General features: G+C 59.7%; 22 protein-coding genes. 5 read left to right on the top strand and 17 right to left on the bottom strand.

All coding sequences use genetic code 11. From position 1 onward, the window contains the following. Positions 1-38: 38 nt before the first annotated feature. Positions 39-530, bottom strand: a complete 492-nt coding sequence (locus V1603_RS14020; protein ID WP_395312787.1) for a glutathione peroxidase — start codon at positions 528-530, stop codon at positions 39-41. Between the two features lies 1 nt (position 531). Then, positions 532-1,017, bottom strand: coding sequence for a DinB family protein (locus V1603_RS14015; RefSeq protein WP_192981341.1), 486 nt, complete (start codon positions 1,015-1,017; stop codon positions 532-534). Between the two features lie 173 nt (positions 1,018-1,190). Here V1603_RS14015 and V1603_RS14010 point away from each other — a divergent pair, with 173 nt between their 5' ends. Continuing rightward, positions 1,191-2,462, top strand: coding sequence for a serine hydrolase domain-containing protein (locus V1603_RS14010; protein ID WP_395312786.1), 1,272 nt, complete (start codon positions 1,191-1,193; stop codon positions 2,460-2,462). Here V1603_RS14010 and paaY read toward each other — a convergent pair. The 13 genes from paaY to paaA form a co-directional block, all read right to left on the bottom strand. Further along, positions 2,365-2,967, bottom strand: coding sequence for a phenylacetic acid degradation protein PaaY (gene paaY / locus V1603_RS14005; protein ID WP_023327376.1), 603 nt, complete (start codon positions 2,965-2,967; stop codon positions 2,365-2,367). The two genes, V1603_RS14010 and paaY, sit on opposite strands and share 98 nt — an antisense overlap. A 9-nt stretch (positions 2,968-2,976) precedes the next feature. Then, positions 2,977-3,912, bottom strand: a complete 936-nt coding sequence (gene paaX, locus V1603_RS14000; protein WP_021241337.1) for a phenylacetic acid degradation operon negative regulatory protein PaaX — start codon at positions 3,910-3,912, stop codon at positions 2,977-2,979. A gap of 133 nt (positions 3,913-4,045) precedes the next feature. Continuing rightward, positions 4,046-5,362, bottom strand: coding sequence for a phenylacetate--CoA ligase PaaK (gene paaK / locus V1603_RS13995; protein WP_116340143.1), 1,317 nt, complete (start codon positions 5,360-5,362; stop codon positions 4,046-4,048). Positions 5,363-5,389: 27 nt separating this feature from the next. Continuing rightward, positions 5,390-6,595, bottom strand: coding sequence for a 3-oxoadipyl-CoA thiolase (gene pcaF, locus V1603_RS13990; RefSeq protein ID WP_166711008.1), 1,206 nt, complete (start codon positions 6,593-6,595; stop codon positions 5,390-5,392). Further along, positions 6,595-7,017, bottom strand: a complete 423-nt coding sequence (gene paaI / locus V1603_RS13985) for a hydroxyphenylacetyl-CoA thioesterase PaaI (RefSeq protein WP_116340147.1) — start codon at positions 7,015-7,017, stop codon at positions 6,595-6,597. The genes pcaF and paaI overlap by 1 nt, the downstream gene beginning before the upstream one ends. After that, positions 7,007-8,431: a 3-hydroxyacyl-CoA dehydrogenase PaaH gene (paaH, locus tag V1603_RS13980; RefSeq protein WP_395312785.1), complete on the bottom strand. Its 1,425-nt coding sequence runs from the start codon at positions 8,429-8,431 to the stop codon at positions 7,007-7,009. Before paaH ends, paaI begins: the two co-directional genes overlap by 11 nt. 1 nt (position 8,432) lies before the next feature. Further along, a complete protein-coding gene (paaG, locus tag V1603_RS13975) occupies positions 8,433-9,221 on the bottom strand; it encodes a 2-(1,2-epoxy-1,2-dihydrophenyl)acetyl-CoA isomerase PaaG (RefSeq protein WP_395313987.1) in 789 nt (262 codons plus the stop codon). After that, positions 9,221-9,988: a 2,3-dehydroadipyl-CoA hydratase PaaF gene (gene paaF / locus V1603_RS13970; RefSeq protein ID WP_395312784.1), complete on the bottom strand. Its 768-nt coding sequence runs from the start codon at positions 9,986-9,988 to the stop codon at positions 9,221-9,223. Before paaF ends, paaG begins: the two co-directional genes overlap by 1 nt. Continuing rightward, positions 9,985-11,055, bottom strand: a complete 1,071-nt coding sequence (gene paaE, locus V1603_RS13965; protein WP_395312783.1) for a 1,2-phenylacetyl-CoA epoxidase subunit PaaE — start codon at positions 11,053-11,055, stop codon at positions 9,985-9,987. The genes paaF and paaE overlap by 4 nt, the downstream gene beginning before the upstream one ends. 7 nt (positions 11,056-11,062) lie before the next feature. After that, on the bottom strand, positions 11,063-11,560 hold the full coding sequence (gene paaD / locus V1603_RS13960) for a 1,2-phenylacetyl-CoA epoxidase subunit PaaD (RefSeq protein WP_166711004.1): 498 nt from the start codon (positions 11,558-11,560) through the stop codon (positions 11,063-11,065). Between the two features lie 11 nt (positions 11,561-11,571). Then, on the bottom strand, positions 11,572-12,318 hold the full coding sequence (paaC, locus tag V1603_RS13955; RefSeq protein WP_166711002.1) for a 1,2-phenylacetyl-CoA epoxidase subunit PaaC: 747 nt from the start codon (positions 12,316-12,318) through the stop codon (positions 11,572-11,574). Positions 12,319-12,326: 8 nt separating this feature from the next. Continuing rightward, a complete protein-coding gene (gene paaB, locus V1603_RS13950) occupies positions 12,327-12,614 on the bottom strand; it encodes a 1,2-phenylacetyl-CoA epoxidase subunit PaaB (RefSeq protein ID WP_003857353.1) in 288 nt (95 codons plus the stop codon). A 12-nt stretch (positions 12,615-12,626) separates the two neighbouring features. Beyond that, positions 12,627-13,556, bottom strand: a complete 930-nt coding sequence (paaA, locus tag V1603_RS13945) for a 1,2-phenylacetyl-CoA epoxidase subunit PaaA (protein WP_395312782.1) — start codon at positions 13,554-13,556, stop codon at positions 12,627-12,629. 285 nt (positions 13,557-13,841) lie between these two features. Between paaA and paaZ the strand changes: the two genes are divergently transcribed. From paaZ to V1603_RS13930, 3 genes are all read left to right on the top strand, one after another. Continuing rightward, positions 13,842-15,884, top strand: coding sequence for a phenylacetic acid degradation bifunctional protein PaaZ (gene paaZ / locus V1603_RS13940; RefSeq protein ID WP_116340161.1), 2,043 nt, complete (start codon positions 13,842-13,844; stop codon positions 15,882-15,884). Positions 15,885-16,080: 196 nt separating this feature from the next. Further along, the gene (gene tynA / locus V1603_RS13935; RefSeq protein ID WP_395312781.1) at positions 16,081-18,354 is read left to right on the top strand and encodes a primary-amine oxidase; all 2,274 of its coding nucleotides are present in this window, start codon (positions 16,081-16,083) and stop codon (positions 18,352-18,354) included. A gap of 118 nt (positions 18,355-18,472) precedes the next feature. Beyond that, positions 18,473-19,579 (top strand): membrane-associated sensor domain-containing protein, encoded by a 1,107-nt coding sequence (locus V1603_RS13930; RefSeq protein ID WP_395312780.1) that lies wholly within the window; start codon positions 18,473-18,475, stop codon positions 19,577-19,579. A gap of 96 nt (positions 19,580-19,675) precedes the next feature. Here V1603_RS13930 and V1603_RS13925 read toward each other — a convergent pair whose 3' ends face one another. Then, positions 19,676-21,178, bottom strand: coding sequence for an aldehyde dehydrogenase family protein (locus V1603_RS13925; protein ID WP_395312779.1), 1,503 nt, complete (start codon positions 21,176-21,178; stop codon positions 19,676-19,678). Positions 21,179-21,419: 241 nt separating this feature from the next. Here V1603_RS13925 and feaR point away from each other — a divergent pair, with 241 nt between their 5' ends. Further along, a complete protein-coding gene (gene feaR, locus V1603_RS13920; RefSeq protein ID WP_395313986.1) occupies positions 21,420-22,328 on the top strand; it encodes a transcriptional regulator FeaR in 909 nt (302 codons plus the stop codon). Here the strand turns inward: feaR and V1603_RS13915 are convergent, their stop codons facing one another. Next, positions 22,329-22,646, bottom strand: a complete 318-nt coding sequence (locus V1603_RS13915) for a YdbL family protein (protein ID WP_116340169.1) — start codon at positions 22,644-22,646, stop codon at positions 22,329-22,331. Between the last annotated feature and the right edge of the window lie 5 nt (positions 22,647-22,651).

The raw sequence follows: 22,651 nt of genomic DNA, 5'->3' as shown, positions 1-22,651 counted from the left end.
CATTTCGGACGTTATCGACGCCAGGCAAGTTCCAACACCTACAACGCCTGGCTTCCCAGTGCGGCGACAATCACCCCCTCCATTTTCTCGGGCGTAGTCATCGGAGCAAAACGCTTGAGTGGTTCACCGTCGCGTCCAATCAGAAACTTAGTAAAGTTCCACTTGATCCGCCCCCCCAGCACGCCGGGCAATTCATCTTTCAGATAACGAAACAGCGGATGCGCTGCGTTACCGTTGACCTCGACTTTCTCAAACATCGGGAAACTCACGCCGTAGTTGATGTAACAGGTTTTCGAGATTTCGTCGGTGCCGCCAGGTTCCTGTTTGCCGAACTGGTTGCAGGGGAAGCCCAGCACCACTAACCCTCGTTCGGCATATTTTTTGTATAGCGCTTCAAGACCCGCATATTGTGGTGTAAAGCCACAGTGGCTGGCAGTATTCACGACCAGAACCACCTTCCCCGCATAGTCGGCCATAGAGATAAGCTGCCCATCCAGACGGGCGGCGGTAAGCTGATGAAAATGAGTCATGTTAATGATGATCTCTTAAAAAAACGGTTAGCACATCCTTTGGAGGGGTTATACCCGTTTCAGAAAGCATCCAGCCCACAGCGCCGCGATGATAGGTACCGTGAAACAGCACATGATTGAGCATATCCACCGCTTTCATTTCACCGTGTCCGCCATCGACGAAGCGGAATTTGATGATTTCAGAAAGTCCGGGAATGTCCATTGAACCTGCGTGCTTAATATACCAGTCAGTGCATTCAGTCATGTTATTCAGAAGCTCGTCTGCAGACGGCGTTTCTGGCGTATTCAACGCGGTGTATTGATGCGTTTGACCAGTAATATTTGCTCTGAAAATCATATCCACGACATAAACATGATTCATAAGTCTGAGCATCAGATGGTGCTTTTCAGGATTGGCTGAGGCATCAACCCTCTGTATTGCTTGTAAGGTTTCCGTGTCTGCCCAGCGTTTGAATTTGAATAACGTGACAATCGTGCTTGTGTCCATTTTCCCCTCCTGATTAACAATAAATTATCATATCAGCAACATTGTCAGGTGGATATCGCTTCCGTTCCCGGCACAAAATTGACGGTAATTGGGTCACCTGAAAAATTCCCTCATGGCAGGCTAAGTGTGGTACATTCCTGGCGCGTCAATGATTACCACACTCGCTATCAGGTATGCAGAACATAACAAAAAAAATTCACTGGCTTCTGCTTACTCTCCCACTCCTCAGCGGTTGCGGCACGCTCTCACAAATGTCCTCCCCGGAAGGTACTCAGGAACTTCTCACCCATGAGTCGCTGGATGGCGACGTTGACAGCGTGGTGCGTCACTACATGGCGCAAAAGTCCGTTCCCGGGATGACGGTCGCGGTGATCCATAATCACGGCTCACCGCAGTTTTATACCTGGGGAGTAACCGATGCGGTCAATCGCTATCCGGTCAGGCCCGACACCCTGTTTGCGCTCGGCTCGCTCAGCAAAGGGATCACGGCGGAAGTGGTGGCCTGTCTGGTGAGTGAGGGGCAACTGAACTGGAACGACAGCCTTGCGACATTGCTACCGGCGGGAACGCCGCTAAGCAAGGATGCACAAAAAATCACTCTTCTGGAGCTGGTAACCCACACCTCCGGCCTGCCGCGCCAGAATATGGATGTTCCGATGCTCGGAAAATTCATCCGCTATTTAAGCACGGGTGATAACTTCTACGGTGAGCTGGACAGCGATAACGTGCTGAATTATTTCGCCAACTGGCGAGCGCCGAAGGATAAAACGCCGCAATACTCCAATACCGGCTACGCCCTGATCGGCTATATCCTGAAGCACAAAACCAGGGAAGATATTCAGAGTTTAGCCTCACGCTATATTTTCCGTCCGCTGCACATGGCTAACAGCAGTTTTACGCCCCAGAAGCTCAAAGGCTACCCGCAGCGGGCGCTCGGCCACGCGGGCGATCAGCCGAAATTTATCCCGCGCGGGCAGCTCACCCCGGACTGGCATTTTTCCAACAACATGGTGGCGGCAGCGAGCTTGTACAGCAACGCCGAAGATCTGGCGGCCTATGCCCGCTATCACGTCTCAACGACCCACAGTCCCTTGCTGGACAGCGTTTTTGACGAAGTCAGAAATACCGATATTCAACGCCCCGACGGAGTGCAGGGTATTGCCTGGACCACCGACTTTATCGGCCTGGAAAAAATCACCTATCAGGTCGGCTATATCGGCGGCTACTCCAGCTTTATCGGTTATGACAAAGAAAAAGGCAATGCGGTGGTGGTGCTGCAAAATACCTTTAACTGGAGTAATTACATTGGGATTGCGCTATTGATGGATATGGCGAAAAAAGACGACCTTACCCCTGGTTTGCCGACTTCGGCCTTAAATTCTCATCAAACGTCAGCCGTTTCCGGTCAGGCTCTACCTCGCGCAGCGGTTCAACCTGGTGCATAGTCAGCTTGCAGCGCTCCACCAGCACCTGATACTCCCGCGTGCCCTGCCGCTTCCACGCCAGCTCCTGCTCGCTTAGCTCACGAATCGCTTTGGCCGGGCTGCCGATAATCAAATGGTTGGCGGGCATCTCCGCTTTCGCCTTCACGAACGCCGCCGCGCCGACGATGCTGTTTTCACCGATGACCGCGCCATCCATGACTACCGCGTTCATGCCCACCAGCGCGTTACGGCGGATCACGCAGCCGTGTAGAATGGCGCTGTGGCCGATATGCCCGTCCTCCTCCACCACCGTGTCCTGCTCCGGGAAGCCGTGCATCACACAGTTATCCTGAATGTTCGCACCGTCTTTCACGACGATACGGCCAAAATCACCGCGCAGGCTGGCGTTAGGGCCAACATAAACGCCTTTACCCAGGATCACGTCGCCAATCAGCACCGCCGTCGGGTGAACATAGCTCTCGTCAGGCACGACCGGCGTCAGACCGTCAATTTGATAAACTGGCATCTTCACTCCTTATGCGCTTGTAAGACCACCAAAGCGTTGATAGTAGAGCGTGCCGGGCACGGGCAGTTCGCCCACGGAGGTTTCGCCCTTCTCGCTGACAAACGCCAGCGCCCCCGGCGCGACACGCTGATAGATATTAATGCAGAGCTGTCGGGCGCTTTGCCCCGCCCAGTGCGCGGGCAGCAACTCTTCCGGCAGCAGCGGATCTTTCAGCACCACGCGACGATAAAAGTGAATCAGCAGCAGCTGGATCTGGAAACAGCGTTCCGGCGTCAGCTCCTCCGGCGCCGCCTCTTTTAACAGCGGCAGCAGCGGACGGAACGAGTTGATAAACGACTCGTACATCGCGTTTTGCTCGGTTAACTGCCAGCACTCCTCCACCCGCGAACGCAGCGCGGCGCGGGAGAGCGCCAGCGGCGAGTGGGCTTCAAAGAAAATCACGTTTTCCGCCACCCCTGCATCGTGAAGCAGGGACTGCACGTCCGCCAGATGCTGCGACGGCGAGGCCATCAGGCTCGGCGCCAGCGTGCCGAAACCCTGCCAGATCAGCTGTTTTTTGACGTCGGCAAGGGTGGTTTTATCCAGCCCCTCGGAGAGCAGCAACAGCCATTTGCCGTCCCAGGCGGGCAGTTCCGCGCGGTAAATCTTATTCTCCGCGCGGCGCGTCAGGCGAAGCCCCTTATCGCTCAGGCGGTAAAAGCTGCGACGCCCGATGCGGGAAACATCCAGCCAGCCCTCTTTGTTGAGGCGAAACAGCGCGGTGCGCACGAAACGCTCGCCGAATCCCATGCCTTCCAGCAAGGCGGCCAGGCTGCCGAGCCAAATCTCGCCGCCGCGGTGGGAAAGCGCGTCACCGTATAGCGAGGAGATAAGCGATGTCCCGCTGACGGGAACGGAGCTGACCGCGTGCTGGATGAAGGCGTCGAGTTTATTCATGTGATTCATTCTGTTGTTATTTTTGTCCTGGATGAATCATAGCATAGGATTCTGGGATAGCCCCTCACCCTAACCCTCTCCCAAAGGGAGAGGGAACTTTTTACACCCTCTCCCTTTGGGAGAGGGCTGGGGTGAGGGAAACTCAACCGTTGGCCGCAACTTTACGTAAGTCAAACACCCGGCAGGCCTTCCCCTCGGAGCGCGGAATGCTGCCGCAGTTCACAATCATTACGTCGGTGGAAATCCCCACCATCGACTTTATGCGGTGGCGCAGCTGGTGGCACACCTGGCAACGCTGCTCGTGCGTCAGCGTGAGGCTGCTCTCTTTTAGCTCCACCTTCACGGAAAGTGAATCAAGATGCCCGCGACGGTTCACCTCAAGCTGGTAGTGCGGAGAAAGGTGCTCGAACTTCACAATCTCCTCTTCCAGCTGCGACGGGAAGACGTTGACGCCGCGAATGATCAGCATATCGTCACTGCGGCCGCTGATCCGGTCCATGCGGCGCATGCTGCGCGCGGTGGCCGGGAGCAGACGCGTCAGGTCGCGGGTGCGGTAGCGGATTACCGGCAGCGCCTCTTTGGTCAGCGTGGTGAACAGCAGTTCGCCCTGCTGACCGTCATCCAGCGGTGTGCCGTCGTTAGGGTTGACGATCTCCGGGTAGAAGTGATCTTCCCAGATGGTCGGGCCGTCGGCGGTTTCGATACACTCCATCGCCACGCCCGGCCCCATCACCTCGGAGAGGCCGTAAATGTCCAGCGCCGTAATCCCTAAGCGTTTTTCAATTTCGCGACGCATAGCCTGCGTCCACGGCTCGGCGCCAAAGACGCCCACGCGCAGGGAACAGCCGCTGGCATCGCCGCCCATCTGGCGCTCCAGCTCCTCAATCAGGTTGAGGCAGTAGGATGGCGTCACCATGATCATGTCCGGCTGAAAATCACGGATCAGCTGCGCCTGTTTCTCCGTCTGGCCGCCGGACATCGGGATCACCGTCGCGCCTAAACGCTCGGCACCGTAGTGCGCGCCCAGCCCGCCGGTAAACAGGCCATAGCCATACGCCACGTGAATTTTGTCCTTCGCGCTGCCGCCCGCCGCGCGCAGGGAACGGGCCACCAGGTTGGCCCAGTTGTCGATGTCGCCCTGCGTGTAGCCGACAACGGTCGGTTTGCCGGTAGTGCCGGATGACGCGTGAATACGCACCACCTGCTCCATCGGCACGGCAAAGGTATCGAACGGATAGTTATCCCGCAGATCCTGCTTGGTGGTGCACGGGAATTTGCGGATATCCGCCAGCTCGTTGAAATCGTCAGGGTGAACGCCCGCGGCGTCAAACTTGCGTTTATACATCGGGACGTTGCTATAAGCGTGGTGCAACGTCCATTTCAGACGCGCGGTCTGCAGCGCCTGCAGTTCATCAAGGGAGGCCGTTTCAATCGGATCAAGCTTTGTTGTATTTGTCATCGCAGGGTACTCACATTGTTTTTATGCTCAAACACGCTCAAGGATCATGGCAATGCCCTGACCCACACCGATGCACATCGTACACAGCGCATAGCGCCCGCCGCGTCGGTGCAGTTCATTACTCGCGGCCAGCGCCAGCCTGGCGCCGCTCATTCCCAGCGGGTGACCCAGCGCAATCGCGCCACCGTTCGGGTTGACGTGCGCGGCATTATCCGGCAGGCCCAGCTGACGCAGCACGCCCAGCGCCTGCGAGGCGAAAGCTTCGTTAAGCTCGATCACGTCCATATCGTTAATGCTGAGTCCGGCGCGCTCCAGCACCTTGCGGGTGGCCGGTACCGGGCCGAGGCCCATCAGACGTGGCTCCACGCCTGCCGTCGCCATCGCCACGATCCGGGTGCGCGGGACTAAACCCTGCGCCAGCGCTATCTTCTCGCTGGCGACGATCAGCGCCGCCGCGCCGTCGTTGACGCCGGAGGCATTTCCCGCCGTGACCACCCCGTTCTTACGAAACGGCGTTTTCAGACCAGCAAGCTGCTCAAGCGTAGTGTCCGCCCGCGGATGTTCATCCACGCTGAATTCCGTGACTGCCCCTTTTTTACCTGGGATCGAAACCGGTACAATCTCCTGCGCCAGGATGCCGTTCTGCTGCGCCTGCGCGGTACGCTGCTGGCTGCGCAGCGCGAACGCGTCCTGATCGGCACGGCTGATATTTAACAATTCAGCTACATTCTCTGCCGTTTCCGGCATACTGTCAGTTCCGAATTGCTGATGCATGAGCGGATTCACAAATCGCCAGCCGATGGTGGTATCAAAGATCTCCGCCTGACGCTGAAATGCGGCGGTGGCTTTACCCATCACAAACGGCGCGCGGGACATCGACTCCACGCCGCCCGCGATCAGCAGGTCACCATCGCCCGCCTTAATAGCGCGCGCCGCAAAACCAATCGCGTCCAGCCCCGACCCGCACAGGCGGTTAATGGTAGTCCCGGACACCGTCTGCGGCAGCCCGGCCAGCAGGGACGACATGCGCGCTACGTTGCGGTTATCTTCCCCCGCCTGGTTAGCGCAGCCGAAAATCACGTCGTCAATCCGCTCCAGGTCGAGCTGCGGGTAGCGGGCCAGCAGCGCGCGCAGCGGCACGGCACCAAGATCGTCAGTTCGGACTGCGGAAAGCGCGCCACCGTAGCGCCCCACCGGAGTTCGAACGCCATCACATATAAATGCGTCACGCATCAGGCCTCTCCTGTCACATTGCCGCCGATGCGGTGAGATTTTCCGCGAAAAAGGGCGACGGTTTTCTGTTGCTGATTCTGGATTTCAATGTCATACACGCCGGTCAGCTTGCCCTGATGCATCACCCGCGCGGTGGCGGTGAGCGTGTCCCCGGCAAAGCCCGGACGCAGAAAATCAATTGAGCAGCCGGAGGCTACCGCCGCCAGCCCCTGGCTGTTGCAGGCGTAAGCAAAGGCGGTATCTGCCAGCGAAAATAGCTGTCCGCCGTGGCAGGTTTTGTGGCCGTTAAGCATCTGCGGGGTGATGGTCATGGTCACCACCGCGTAGCCCTCGTCCATCTCGACAATATCCATCCCCATCGCCTGCGCGCAGGCGTCCCGTTCGTACATGGCGCGGGCGTTATGCCAGGCGTTATGACTCATAGCTACTCTCCAGAAGCGCGCGCTGGCGCAGCAGGGAACAGGGGCGATAGCGTTCTTCGCCGTAATGACGCTGCAGGTTTTCCAGCAGCGTTAGCAGCCGCTGCCAGCCCAGACGCTCGCCCCAGGCGATCGGCCCGATCGGGTAGTTCACGCCCAGGCGCATGGCGGTGTCGATGTCCTTCTCGCTGGCGACCCCTTTTTGCAGGGCATCCAGCGCTTCGTTGGCAATCATCGCCACCGTGCGCCAGACCAGCAGGCCGGGATAATCGGCAATTTGCACTACCCGGTTACCCTGCTGCTGCAGATAGCGGATGGCTTTTTGCGTTGCGGTATGCGTGTTGCTGGCGGCGGCGGCTATCACCGCCACGTCGCGCTCGATGCGGTCCACCACCACCACCGGGCCGTTGAGCCGCAGCGCCAGCGCCTGGGCGGTTTCTCCGTGCGTTTCAATCAGGTATACATCATCAATTTCGGTGACACCGTCACGTCTCTTTTCCACGCGCATCGGGCTGTAGCTGTCGTTCACGGCATCAGCCCAGCGCGCCTCGGGCCTGTCGCCCTGCCAGTCGTAGACGCCCTTCCCGCTCTTTTTGCCAAGCCTTCCCGCCAGCACCAGCTCCTGCTGCACCAGCGAAGGCAGAAAACGACGCTCCTGCCAGAAGGCGTTAAATACCGAGCAGGTCACCGCGAAGTTCACGTCCTGACCAATCATGTCGGTCAGCTCCAGCGGCCCCATCGGGAAACCGCCGCCTTCGCGCAGGGCGGCATCAATCACCTCCGGCGGCGCGACCTGCTCTTCCAGCGCGCGCCAGGCTTCGGAATAGAACGGACGGGCGACGCGGTTGACGATGAACCCCGGCGTTGACTGGCAGCGAACGGGCTGTTTGCCCCAGTTCAGCGCCAGCTCGCACAGCGCGTCTGCCACTTCCGGGGAGGTCGCCAGCCCGCTGACCACCTCAACCAGCTTCATGACCGGCGCCGGGTTAAAGAAATGCAGCCCTGCGACCCGCTCCGGGTGGTGGATGTCCGCGGCAATCGCCGTGACGGAGATGGACGAGGTATTGCTGGTCAGCACCGTCTGCGGCGGGCAGATGTCAGCCAGCTGCGCAAACAGCGCCTTTTTCACCTCCAGCCGCTCGGATGCCGCTTCAATCACCAGTTCGGCTGTGGAGAGCGCGGTGATATCCGTGACCGGAACCAGCCGTACAAGGATCTGGCTCCCGGCATCGGCGGAGAGTTTTCCGCGCGTCACCCGGGAGGCCAGACGCTGGCGGATCCCGTCGATAGCGCGGGATACCGCATCGCCGGAGATGTCGTAGAGCAGCACCTGATGCCCATGGCTGGCCGCCACTTCGGCAATCCCGGCGCCCATCGTGCCGCTGCCAATCACGGCGACAGTCCGTACGTTCAGCATCTTATTTCCCCGTAAAGTTCGGCGTGCGCTTCGCCAGGAAGGCGCTGACGCCCTCGCGGTAGTCGTCGCTGCGCCCGGCCAGCCGCTGATAGTCACGCTCCAGATCGAGCTGGGCGTCCAGGGTGTTGGTTTCCGCGGCATTGATGGCCTGCTTGATCAGCCCCAGCCCGAAGGTCGGCTGCGAGGCAAAGTGCAGCGCCATCTGCTGCGACGTAGCGGAGAGCTCTTCATCATCCACCACCTGCCAGATCATCCCCCACGCCTGCGCCTGTTCGGCGCTGAGCTTGTCGCCGAGCAGCGCCAGCCCCATGGCGCGGGCGCGTCCGGCCACGCGCGGCAGCAGCCAGGTGCCGCCGCAGTCCGGCACCAGGCCGAGCTTGCTGAAGGCCATCACGAAGTTGGCGGAGCGGGCGGCAATCACCATGTCGCACCCGAGCGCCAGCGTGGCCCCCGCACCCGCCGCCACGCCGTTAACCGCGCAAATGACCGGCTTCGGCAGCTTTGCCAGGCGGCGCACCAGCGGGTTGTAGAAGGTTTCAACGGACATGCCCAGATCCGGCGCCGGGCCGTTGGGGTCGACGTTGCGGTCGTTCAGATCCTGCCCGGCACAGAAGCCGCGTCCCGCCCCGGTGATCAGCAGGCAGCGCACGGTGTCATCACGCTCGGCCAGTTTCAGGCACTCGGCAAGCTGCTGGTGCATCACGTCGTTGAAGCTGTTCAGACGCTCCGGACGGTTCAGCGTAATGGTCATCACGCCCTGTTCTACATGACTGAGAATAAATTCCACAATTAGCGTCCTTTAAAGTCGGGGGTGCGTTTTTGTAAGAAGGCGTCGATGCCCTCCCGGCGGTCTTCGGTGGCGGAAAGCAGCGTAAACAGCTGACGCTCCTGCGCGAGCCCGGCCTGGAGCGACACCTCCTGAGACTGGCGCAGCGCCTGCTTCGCCGCCTGCAGCGCCAGCGGCGAGTGGCGCGCCATCAGCGCCGCCTGCTTCAGGGCATACTCCAGCGTCAGCGCGGCCGGGAAAACATCGCTGACCAGCCCGGCGCTCAGCGCCTGCTGCGCGGAAATACTCTCGCCGGTCAGCACCATTTTGCTGGCAAGGGATTTACCGACGCTGCGGATAAGACGCTGGGTGCCGCCCGCACCGGGCATAATGCCCAGCGTGATTTCCGGCAGGCCAAAGCGGGCGTTATCGCCAGCAATCACCACGTCGCACAGCAGCGCCAGCTCGCAGCCTGCCCCCAGCGCGAAGCCGTTCACGGCGGCGATCAGCGGTTTGCTAAACGCGTTAATGCGCGCCCACAGCTGCGGGCGGATATCGTTCAGGGTGGCGGGCAAGTCTTTCTCCGCCATTTCGTTGAGATCGGCCCCGGCGGCAAAGCAGCGCTCGCTGCCGTAAATCACACAGACGGCGATGTCGGCATCCACGGCGGCAGCCTCAAGCTGCTCAGCAAGTTCGGTTAACAGCGCGTTGTTGAGGGCATTGCGAGCCGCCGGACGGTTGAGCGTCAGCTGCAGCACGCGGCCATGACGGGTAACAATCAATTCGCTCATGCCATCCCCTTCGCGTCGAAGTCGACAATCACGTCGGCGGTTAACGGCAGCGACTGACAGCTCAGCACATACCCGGCGGCCAGCTCGTCCGGCTCCAGGCTGTAGTTGGTCGCCATATCCACCTTCCCGCGCAGCACTTTGCATTTACAGGTGGCGCACACGCCGCCCTTGCAGGCGTACGGCAGATCCGCCCCCTGACGCAGGGCGGCGTCGAGGATGCTTTCGTCGTCCGCCGTCAGGGTGATTTCACGGTCACGCCCGTCCTGGCGAACGGTCACTTTCTGACCTTCCGCCTGTACGTGCGCCGCGCGTTTAACGGTAGTGCCCGGCGTGTTAAAGCGCTCAAGGTGAATGGCTTTGTCCGGCATCCCCAGCGCCTTCAGCGTGGCTTCGGCATCATCCATCATCGCCGACGGGCCGCAGATAAACGCCTCGTCGTACTGACGGAAGTTAATAAGGGTTTTCGCCAGCGCCTGCAGCTTTTCTCCGTCGATGCGGCCAAAGAGCAGATCGCTGTCCAGCCGCTCCTGGCTGAAGATAGAGACCAGCTGCAGCCGCTGCGGGTATTTGTCCTTCAGGTCCGCCAGCGCCTGGCGGAACATCATGCTCTGGCTGCTGCGGTTGCCGTAGATCAGGGTGAAATGGCTGTTGGGTTCGGTCGCAAGCGTAGCGGAAACAATCGTCAGCATCGGGGTGATCCCGGAGCCTGCCGCAATCGCCAGATAGTGGCCTTCACGTTCGGCCCGCGGCTGGTAGCCAAACTGCCCCTGAGGCACCATCACCTCCAGAGCCATACCCGCTTTGATCTCATCCCGGGCGAAGCGGGAAAAGCGCCCGCCGTCGATGGCTTTGACCGCCACGCTGATCTCGCCCGGGGCGTTACTCCGGCAGATGGAGTAGCAGCGGCGCAGCTCATCCCCGTTAAGCTTCGTTTTTAACGTCAGGTGCTGGCCGGGGCGGAAGCGGTAGGCGTCCTGCAGCGCCTGCGGCACCGCGAAGGTAATCGTCACCGCGTCGCGGGTTTCGGGTTCCACTTTTGCCACTGTTAATGAATAAAATGTTGTCATGGCAGCCTCAAATACATTTGAAATAGTCGAATGGCTCGCGGCAGGTGTTGCAGCGGTAGAGCGCTTTGCAGGCCGTCGAACCAAATTCACTGATAAGCGAGGTGTCGGTGCTGGCGCAGCGCGGACAGCTCACCTCCAAAGGCGCGTGCGCGTGACAGCTATGCCCCACGGGCGGGCTAATGCCGTACGCCCGCAGGCGCTCGCGCGCGTCGGCGGTCATCCAGTCGGTGGTCCAGGCGGGTTCAAGCTGGAGCACAATGTGCACCGGGGTAAAGCCGTGCGCGGTCATCGCGTCGCGGATCGCCCCCAGCAGATGTTCCGTTGCGGGGCAGCCCGAGTAGGTTGGCGTGAAGCCAATGACCCAGCCTTCCCCCTGCGCCTTCACGCTGCGCACCATGCCTAAATCGGTGATGGTTAATACCGGCACTTCCGGATCGGGGATCTGGCTTAACAGCGACCATATCTGCGGAATTTGCGCAGGCGCGATGTCGACGAGGCGTTGCATGGCGTTCTCCTTTACCACTGCTGACCGGGATACGCGCGCTGGAGATACTGCATTTCCGCCAGCATCGGACCCAGATGTTCAGTATGCAGCCCCTTCTTGCCCCCGGTGCGGTACGCCACCTCTGCGGGAACCTGCAGGCAGGCTTCATGCACACCAGCAAATACTTCGCTTTCCCACGGCTGGCGCAGAGTTCGCGGGTCCACCGCCACGCCGGCGTCAATCAGCGCCAGCTCGACGTCATCGGCTTCAAACAGCTCCGCCGTAAAACGCCACAGATTGTCGATAGCCTGCTGCATTTTTTGCGCGGACGCTTCGGTCCCGTCGCCCAGACGCACCAGCCAGCCGCGGCTGAAGCGCAGGTGGTAGCGCACCTCTTTAATCGCTTTGGCGGCAATGGCGGCAAGCTGGGCGTCGCGGCTTTGGGTCAGACGCTCATACAGCGCCACGTTCCAGGCATCCATCAGGTACTGGCGGGCAATGGTGTCGGCGAAGCTGCCGTTCGGCTGCTCCACCAGCAGGACGTTGCGGAACTGACGCTCGTCGCGGCCAAACGCCAGCGTGTCTTCATCGCCCTGGCCTTCTGATTCCGCGGCATAGGTCAGGAAATTGCGCGCCTGCCCCAGTAGGTCGAGACCGATATTGGCGAGCGCGAGGTCAATCTCCAGCTCCGGCGCGTGGCCGCACCAGGCGCCGAGGCGCTGGGAGAGCACCAGACCGTTGTCGCCCAGACGCAGGGCATAGGCAGTCACTGAATTCATTCTTTGCCTCACATATGCTCGATGCCGTCAGGGATGGTATAGAACGTCGGATGGCGGTAAACCTTGCTTTCCGCCGGGTCGAAGAACTCACCGCTCTCTTCCGGCTGGGAGGCGACAATCTCGCTCGCCTTTACCACCCAGATAGAACACCCTTCGCTGCGGCGGGTGTAGGCGTCGCGCGCATTTTCCAGCGCCATGCGATCGTCGGCGGCATGCAGGCTGCCCACGTGACGGTGGGATAACCCTTGTTTGCTGCGTACGAACACTTCGTACAGCGGCCAGTAGACATTGCTCATTGTTACTTCCTCTTATGCGGCCTGACGGGTACGTTGTTTTTGCGCATGCGCCAGTGCGGCTTCGCGCACCCACGCCCCCTCTTCCCAGGCTTTACGTTTCGCGGCCAGGCGCTCGTGGTTGCAGATGCCGCGCCCGTTAATGACCTCGTCAAACTCCTGCCAGTCGATCTCGCCGAAGCGGTAGTGGCCGCTTTCTTCGTCAAAGCGCAGGTCGGGATCCGGCACCGTCATGCCCAGCATCTCAACCTGCGGCACCGTGTTATCAACAAAGCGCTGGCGCAGCTCGTCATTGCCAAAGCGTTTGATTTTCCAGGCCAGGCTGCGGGCGCTGTTCGGCGAGTTGTCGTCGTTCGGCCCGAACATCATCAGCGCTGGCCACCAGAAGCGGTTGATGGCGTCCTGCAGCATCTGGCGCTGGGCCTCACTGCCCTGCGCCAGCGCCATGCAGGCTTCAAAGCCCTGACGCTGGTGGAAGCTCTCTTCTTTACAGATTTTCACCATCGCCCTGGCATACGGACCGTAGGAGGTCCGGCACAGCGCCACCTGGTTGACGATGGCGGCGCCGTCCACCAGCCAGCCGATCACGCCGATATCGGCCCAGCTCAGGGTCGGATAGTTGAAAATGGAGGAGTATTTCATCCTGCCGTCGAGCATCTTCTGGTAGATGTCTTCCCGCGCGCAGCCCAGCGTTTCCGCCGCGCTGTAGAGGTAGAGCCCGTGTCCGGCTTCGTCCTGCACCTTCGCCAGCAGAATGGCTTTACGGCGCAGCGTCGGCGCGCGGGCGATCCAGTTTCCTTCCGGCAACATGCCGACAATTTCGGAGTGCGCGTGCTGACCAATCTGGCGGATCAGCGTTTTACGGTAGGCTTCCGGCATCCAGTCCTGAGGCTCAATCGCCGTCTCCTGCGCTATGCGCTGCTCAAACCGTTGTTCTTGCGTCACGTCTTCACCTTTATGATTCGTTAGTTTGCAAATTAAAGCGAAATGTTGAATCACTTTGTTTTTTAAAAGTTACACAAAGGTTAAATATAACCCCAAGAATTGTTTCCCAGTTTTGTGATGCTGCTCGCAAGGCTTTTACTACAGGCCTTGCAGAAAGCGCCTTTACGCGATGCGATTCGTCCAGCCAGATCACAACGTTAACAATTCATTAAAAACACAGCTTGATTTTTATGATTCGCGATCAAACTATTAATAGTGAAATAACGAAACACTTGGAGATAAGCGATGCAGCAGTTAGCCAGCTTCGTGTCCGGTACCTGGCAGTCTGGCCGGGGCCGCGAACGCGCGATACATCACGCCATCAGCGGCGAAGCACTCTGGGAAGTGACCAGCGAAGGGCTGGACATGGCGGCCGCCCGTCGCTATGCCATTGAGCAGGGGGGCGAGGCATTACGCGCCATGACCTTTATCGAACGTGCCGCCATGCTGAAGGCGGTGGCAAAGCACCTGCTCAGCGAGAAAGAGACGTTTTATGCCCTGTCAGCCCAGACCGGGGCAACGAAGGCGGACAGCTGGGTAGATATTGAAGGCGGGATCGGCACCCTCTTCACTTACGCCAGCCTGGGCAGCCGCGAGCTGCCGGACGACACGCTGTGGCCGGAAGATGAGTTAATCCCCCTGTCGAAAGAAGGCGGCTTTGCGGCGCGCCACGTCCTGACCTCCAAATCCGGCGTGGCGGTGCATATCAACGCCTTTAACTTCCCCTGCTGGGGAATGCTGGAAAAGCTGGCGCCGACCTGGCTTGCCGGGATGCCCGCCATCATTAAACCCGCTACCGCTACCGCGCAGGTGACGCAGGCGATGGTGAAATCCATCGTCGACAGCGGGCTGGTGCCGGACGGTGCCATCAGCCTGATCTGCGGCAGCGCGGGCGATCTGCTCGACCAGCTCGACGGCCAGGACGTGGTCACTTTTACCGGCTCTGCCAGCACCGGGCAAAGCCTGCGCGTGCACCCGAATATTGTGGCGAATTCGATACCGTTCACCATGGAAGCCGACTCCCTGAACTGCTGCGTGCTGGGGGAAGACGTCACGCCGGAGCAGCCGGAGTTTGCGCTGTTCATCCGCGAAGTAGTCCGCGAGATGACCGCTAAGGCCGGGCAAAAATGCACGGCCATTCGCCGCATTATCGTTCCGCAAAACCAGATTGACACCGTGAGCCAGGCGCTGATTGCCCGTCTGGAAAAGGTCGTTGTTGGCGACCCGGCGCAGGAAGGGGTGAAGATGGGGGCGCTGGTCAACGCCGAGCAGCGCGCGGACGTGCAGGAGAAAGTGGATCGGCTGGTCGCCGCAGGCTGCCAGATCCGTCTGGGCGGCAAAGCGGACCTGCAGGCCGCGGGGGCGTTCTTTCCGCCGACCCTGCTGTTCTGTGCGCAGCCGGACGAAACGCCCGCCGTGCACGATACCGAAGCCTTCGGCCCGGTCGCCACGCTGATGCCGTATCGCAGCGCAGACCACGCGATGCAGCTTGCCCGCGCGGGCGGCGGCAGCCTGGCGGGCACGCTGGTAACCGCAAATGCGGCGATTGCCCGCCAGTTTATTGCCGGTGCGGCGCGCGCCCACGGGCGTATTCAGATCCTTAACGAGGAATCATCAAAAGAGTCCACCGGCCACGGCTCCCCGCTGCCTCAGCTGGTGCACGGCGGTCCGGGCCGCGCGGGCGGCGGCGAAGAGCTGGGCGGCCTGCGCGCGGTGAAGCACTACCTGCAGCGCACCGCGATTCAGGGCAGCCCGTCGATGCTGGCCGCGATTGGCAAACAGTGGGTACGCGGCGCAGCGGTGCAGGAGGATCGCGTACATCCGTTCCGCAAATACTTCGAGGAGCTGCAGCCGGGCGACAGTCTGCTGACGCCGCGCCGCACCCTCACGGAAGCGGACATTGTGAACTTTGCCTGCCTGAGCGGCGACCACTTCTATGCCCATATGGACAAGATCGGCGCGGCAGAGTCGATCTTTGGCGAGCGCGTGGTGCACGGCTACTTCCTGATCTCCGCCGCGGCGGGACTGTTCGTTGATGCGGGCGTCGGGCCGGTGATTGCCAACTACGGCATGGAAAACCTGCGCTTTATCGAGCCGGTCAAGCCGGGCGATACCATCCAGGTGCGTCTGACCTGCAAACGCAAAACGCTTAAGAAACAGCGTACCGCCGAGGAAAGACCGACCGGCGTGGTGGAATGGGCGGTTGAGATCTTCAACCAGCACCAGCAGGCCGTGGCGCTCTATTCCATTCTGACGCTGGTGGCGCGCCAGCAGGGTGATTTCAGGTAACGTCACCCCTCACCCTGACCCTCTCCCCGAAGGGGAGAGGGGAATGTTCTGCACGACCCTGTGATTTACCCCCCGCTCTTTTTTTAACCTGGCAAGACCAACAAATAACCTGGCAGATGCAGGCAAACGCTTTTCTCAGGCGCCTGTCAGGATAAGGCTGTCACAACACAATAAACACAACAAGATGAGGTCTACGATGGGAAGCAATTCTTCTTTTTCTGCCCGTAGAACGGCGCTGGCCATGGCCGTTGCGCTGTGTTGCGCCTGGCAATCCCCTGTTTTCGCCCACGGCAGCGAGGCGCATATGGTCCCGATGGACAAAACCCTACAGGACTTTGGCGCGGACGTGCAGTGGGATGATTACGCACAGATGTTCACCATTGCGAAGGACGGCGCCTTTGTGAAGGTCAAACCGGGCGCAAAGACGGCCATCGTCAACGGTCAACCCCTCAAGCTTGAGGTGCCGGTAGTGATGAAGGGCCAAAAAGCCTTTATCTCAGAGACCTTCATCAACGATGTTTTCCAGTCTGGTCTTGACCAGACCTTCCAGGTTGAAAAACGCCCTCACCCGCTCAACGCGCTGACGGCGGACGAAATTAAGCAGGCCGTTGAGATTGTGAAAGCCTCTGCGGATTTTAAACCGAATACCCGCTTTACCCAGATTGCCCTTGCGGAACCAGAGAAGGCCAAAGTGTGGGACTTTGTCCTCAACGGTACGGCAGTGGATGCCCCTCGCCAGGCGAAAATCGTCATGCTCGACGGCAAGCACGTCATCGAAAGCGTGGTGAATCTGAAGGATAAGAAAATCCTGCATTGGGAACCGGTGAAAGACGCGCACGGCATGGTGCTGCTGGATGATTTCACCGCGGTTCAGCAGATCATCAACGAAAGTACAGAGTTCGCCGAGGTGCTTAAAAAACACGGCATCACCGACCCGAAAAAAGTGATTACCACGCCGCTGACCGTCGGCTATTTCGACGGAAAAGACGGCCTGAAGCAGGAAGACCGCCTGCTGAAGGTGGTGAGCTATCTGGACGTCGGCGACGGCAACTATTGGGCGCACCCGATTGAGAACCTCGTGGCAGTGGTCGATCTTGAGCAGAAAAAGATCCAGAAAATTGAAGAAGGCGCCGTTGTGCCGGTTCCAATGACCCCGCGCCCCTATGACGGCCGAGACCGCATAGAGATGCCGAAAAAACCGCTCGACATCATTGAGCCGGAAGGCAAGAACTACACCATTACCGGCGATATGGTGCACTGGCAGAACTGGGATTTCCACCTGAGCCTCGACTCCCGCGTCGGCCCGATGATTTCGACCGTCACGTATAACGACAACGGCAAAAAGCGTCAGGTGATGTATCAGGGATCGCTCGGCGGCATGATCGTCCCTTACGGCGATCCGGACGTGGGCTGGTACTTTAAAGCCTATCTCGACTCCGGTGACTACGGCATGGGCACCCTGACCTCGCCGCTGGTGCGCGGTAAGGACGTGCCGTCCAACGCCGTGATGCTCAATGAAACCATCCCGGACTACACCGGTACGCCGATGGAGATCCCGCGCGCGATCGCCATTTTCGAACGCTACGCGGGCCCGGAATATAAGCATCAGGAGATGGGTAAGCCCAACGTCAGCGCCGAGCGCCGCGAGTTGGTGGTGCGCTGGGTCAGCACAGTGGGCAACTATGATTACATCTTCGACTGGGTGTTCCATGAAAACGGCACCATCGGCATTGATGCCGGCGCGACGGGTATCGAGGCGGTGAAAGGCGTTCAGGCGAAAACCATGCACGATGCCACCGCTAAAGATGACACCCGATACGGCACGCTAATCGACCATAACATCGTGGGCACTACACACCAGCACATCTATAACTTCCGGCTTGATATGGACGTGGACGGCATCAACAACAAGCTGGTGGCGATGGATCCGGAAGTGAAGCCGAATACCGCCGGCGGCCCGCGCACCAGCACCATGCAGGTCAATCAGTACGATATTGATACCGAACAGCAGGCGGCGCAGAAGTTCGACCCTGGCACCATCCGCCTGCTGAGCAACACCAGCAAGGAGAACCGCATGGGCAACCCGGTCTCGTACCAGATCATCCCTTACGCGGGCGGTACCCATCCGGTGGCGACCGGCGCGAAATTTGCCCCGGACGAGTGGATCTATCATCGCCTTAGCTTTATGGACAAACAGCTTTGGGTGACCCGCTACCACCCGGATGAGCTCTACCCGGAAGGGAAATTCCCCAACCGTTCCATCCACGACACGGGCCTCGGTCAGTACAGCAAGGATAACGAGTCGCTCAACGGCCAGGATGACGTAGTCTGGATGACCACCGGTACAACCCACGTGGCGCGCGCGGAAGAGTGGCCGATCATGCCGACGGAATGGGTGCATACCCTGCTTAAACCGTGGAACTTCTTCGACGAGACGCCAACGCTCGGGAAGAAAAAAGACGAAAAATAACCACCTGCCGGGCAATAGCCCGGTTTTTTTTGCCCCAGCGTTTGAGGATCGTCCGGGCTTGCTTATAGTTACTGATATCTCACCTGAATGATTTATCCCCCGGACGGGAAAGGATTTTATGGAAAAAAGAAAAAAACCGACGCTTGAACGGGCAACCTGGCCAACTCGCCATGCCATGGTCATGCACGGGCTGGCGATGAACCTGCCCTGGCTGGCGTTCGTCAACGTTAGCTTCGCCGTGATGATCCTGCTGCGCCACGTCCTGCTTAAGGCCAGCGATCCTCTTTATCCCCACTCGCCGCCGCTAACGAAAATGGTCGATGCCTCCATGCTCGGCATCATCATCCTCTCGGCTGCGCTGATCCTGATGGCCTGGCGCCGCATCGCCGGCATCAGCGTGGTGCTGTTTATCTGCAGCGCCATCTGGTCGGTCTCCTGCTTTTGGTTTATCACCCAGCTTCTGCTACCGCACGTCTGGCCGCTGTGCGTCATTTTATTGCTCGCCGGCTTAACGGCGCTCTATTTTTACCCCGAGGGACTGCTCGCCTTCGTGCTCCCGCTCTGGATCACCCTGCCGATAGCGAGCTGGGTACTTAATGATGGCCTTAATCTTCATTTCGTTATCATCTGGAGCGTTTTTTCGCTGATCCTCATCTGCGGGCGTTTCATCCTGCTGAGCTGGTTTGACGAGGCCTGGCGACGTAACCAGCAGAACCAGCTGCTGATCTCACGACTGGATGCGCTGGCGCATCAGGATCCGTTAACCACAACCGCCAATCGCCGGAGGATGGAAGTGGTGCTGGAGAACGCGGTTGAGCAGAAGAAACCGTTCTCGCTGATTATGCTGGATATCGACTATTTCAAGCGCTACAACGACACCTACGGGCATCAGGCGGGTGACGACTGTCTGACGCGCGTGGCGCGGGTGCTGAAGCAGTCGGTGCGGACGCCTGACGATGTTGTGTCACGCTACGGCGGGGAGGAGTTTGTGGTGATCCTGTTTAACTGCCCGGAAAACATCGCTGAAAAGGTTGCCTTACGTATTCAGGACGGCCTGCGCGCGGAGTCCATACCGCACAGAGCGTCAACCGTCAGCGACCATGTCACCGTGAGCATGGGAATTGCGGGCATGGTGGAGGGCTTAGCCGGCACTGAGATCATTGCTCGCGCCGATGCGGCGCTGTACCGGGCGAAGGAGGCCGGGCGGGATCGGTGGTCGCTTTGAATAACGCCGGGTGCGGCCTGATGCCCTCACCCTGACCCTCTCCCACGGGAGAAGGAACAAACACTAAAAAGGCAACCTCCCGGTTGCCTTTTGCTTTTACTGGTAGCGCACGCACACCGACTTGGTTTCACACCAGCCGTCCAGCCAGTCCGGGCCAAAATCACGTCCTGTACCAGACTGCTTCATCCCGCCGAACGGCAGGTTGGCGTCAATCAGCGTATGGCTGTTCACCCATACGGTGCCCGCCTGCAGCCGATCGGTGTACTCCAGCGCCTTGCTGATGTTCTGCGTCCAGACGCTGGCGGTCAGGCCATATTCGGTGTCGTTTGCCAGCTGGAGCGCCTCTTCTCCGTCGGATACCCGCACCAGGTTGACCACCGGACCAAACACCTCTTCTCGGGTCAGGCGCAGCGCGGCATCCGGGTTCACCACCAGCGTCGGCGAAACGTAATAGCCTTTGCCTTCCGGGCCGCGGTTGCCGACGATCAGCTCCGCGTTGCGCGACGTCGCTTCATCAAGGAAGGTCTGCACCTTGTCGCAGTGCGCGCGCGACACCAGCGGGTTGATAAACGCTTCCGGCGACATGCCCGGCCCGACGCTGAGGGATTTCACCGCCTGCTCAAACCCGCTGACCAGCGTGTCGAACAGCGGCGCTTCAATATAGATGCGTGAGCTCGCCGCGCACACCTGCCCCTGGTTCAGGAAGCTGCCGGTCATTAACCCTTCTATCACCCACGCCGGATCCGCATCCTTCAGCACGATGGCCGGGTTTTTCCCACCCAGTTCCAGGGTTACTCCGGTTAGCGTGTCCGCCGCCGCGCGGGCGATTTGCTTACCCGTCGCCGTTGAGCCGGTAAAGCTCACCTTTGCAATATGCGGATGCGAGGTCAGCGCTGCGCCGCACACCGCGCCGCTCCCGGTTACCACGTTGAAGACCCCGTCCGGGATACCCGCTTCGCTTGCCAGCTCGGCCACGCGCAGCAGTGTCAGCGGCGTGGTTTCCGACGGCTTGATGACAATAGAGCAGCCCGCGGCCAGCGCAGGCATCACTTTCCACATTCCGATCATCAGCGGGAAGTTCCAGGGCACAATCCCGGCCACCACGCCAACCGGCTCCTTACGCGTCCACGCCTGATAGCGCGCCCCCTGCGGCAGCGGGATGGAGAGATCGAGGGTTTTGCCCGCAATTTTGGTGGTCAGCCCGGCGGTATAGCGCATCCAGTTGAGGGTGCAGCCGACTTCAAAGGCCCGGGAGATGTTAATCGATTTGCCCTGCTCCAGCGTTTCAAGCTGGGCCAGCTCCTCGCCGTGCTGTTCGACGAGATCGGCGAAATGAAGCAGGATCCGCTCGCGCTCTGCCGGTAATTTTCCGGCCCAGGAGCGGGCGACAAACGCGCGCCAGCCGGACATAACGGCCCGGTCAACGTCATCGACGCTGGCATCGGCGGTCGAGGCAATCACCTCGCCCGTGGCCGGGTTGTAGACGTTCAGCCGCTTTTCGCTGTCCGACGCGGCCTGACGCCCTTCAATCCACAGGCCGTGGTGTCGGTCTAAAAACTGCTGCACGGCAGGCAGAATGGCCACCAGTGATTCAGACATAGGATACTCCTTCGTTGTTATTCTCAGGGTGTTCATCCAGTCTATGTGCGGTTTTGCATTCTCGCTTTTGTCTCTGTGACATTCGCTTTGCCACCTGTGACAGGTGCCGCAATTCGCGATAATCGTCGCTTATATCGCTGTTACCGGTGAGTGTTCTTTCCTATAGTCAGCCTCATAGCTCTGACAAAATGCAACACAAATGCAACAATGCGAAAACGTTGACGGTGCGGCGAGAGAAACGATGGCGTGTGCAAGTGAGCAGGAACAGTATCAGCAGTGGCTGGCGCAAATTAACCAGGTTTGCGGCCGTTTTAACGCGCAGCCCACCGAAGGCAAATTCTTCGGTGAGCTGGAGACCAGCTACGCGCGTAGCCTGAAGCTCAGTACCGTTACCGCAGGCGGCGTTAACCTGTTCCGCTCCCGTCAGGAGATTACACAGAGTAACGATGCCTGGTTCTATACCGTGTTCCAGCTCGAAGGCAGCGCGGAAATTGAGCAGGATGAGCGTCGCGCGGTGCTCAGAACCGGCGATATTACGCTGATTGACGCCGCTCGCCCCTGCTCGATCAACTGGCAGGAAAAGTCCCGCCAGATTTCGCTGCTGGTTCCCCGTCAGATTATTGAGCAGCAGTGCCGCTTTCAGGAGATAAGCTGCGCAACCGCCCTTTCCCGCACCTTGCCCACGGTACAGCTGAGCCATCGCCTGCTGATGGAGAGCATGAGCAATGCCGACCTGAGTGACCGGGAGAGCGAAGCGGCGCTCGAAGCGATGATCTGCCTGCTGCGCCCCGCTTTCCAGCAGCGCGAGATCATTCAGCCGCGCAAGGAGCGCCAGTTCCAGCACGTGGTGGCGCTGATTGACGACCATATTCAGTCTGAATCGCTGCGCCCGGAATGGATTGCCGCCGAGAGCGGAATGTCCGTGCGCAGCCTGTACCGCATGTTTGCCGAAAAGGGGCTGGTGGTGGCGCAGTACATCAAAAACCGTCGTCTGGATCTCTGCGCGCAGGCATTGCAGTCAACCGGCGATGACGAAAAGCTGGCGGGCATTGGCTTCAGCTGGGGATTCACCGACCATAGCCACTTTTCAACGGCGTTTAAGCAGCGTTTTGGCGTCTCGCCGGGGGAATACCGCAAGCGCTACCGCTAGCTATTTTTTCAGCCACTTACCGTTAATGCCCTTCACGTACTCGCCCGGCTGCGCGCGGGCTACCAGCTTTTGCCCCGCCATTTTCGCCACTTCATCAACCGGTAAATTATTGCTGTCGGCGAGCTTCTGATAGCTCTCCGTGCGCGCCGCGTTAATGCGATTTACCAGTTCCAGCGTTTCAGCATCCTGCTGGATCGGAGCAAGATAACCGCTCAGGGTTTCCCCCACGCGCCCCTGCGCGCGGGCATCGTTTAAGGTCAGCGCAGCCGCCTGCACGTTCATCCCCAGTGCCAGTAAAATCAAAGCTACTCGTTTCATGGCGT

Source organism: Enterobacter sp. ECC-219 (genome assembly GCF_043966805.1).
GTDB lineage: Bacteria > Pseudomonadota > Gammaproteobacteria > Enterobacterales > Enterobacteriaceae > Enterobacter > Enterobacter cloacae_N.
The sequence above is the reverse complement of the archived record's forward strand: the minus strand, read 5'-3'. Positions and strand labels throughout refer to the sequence as shown.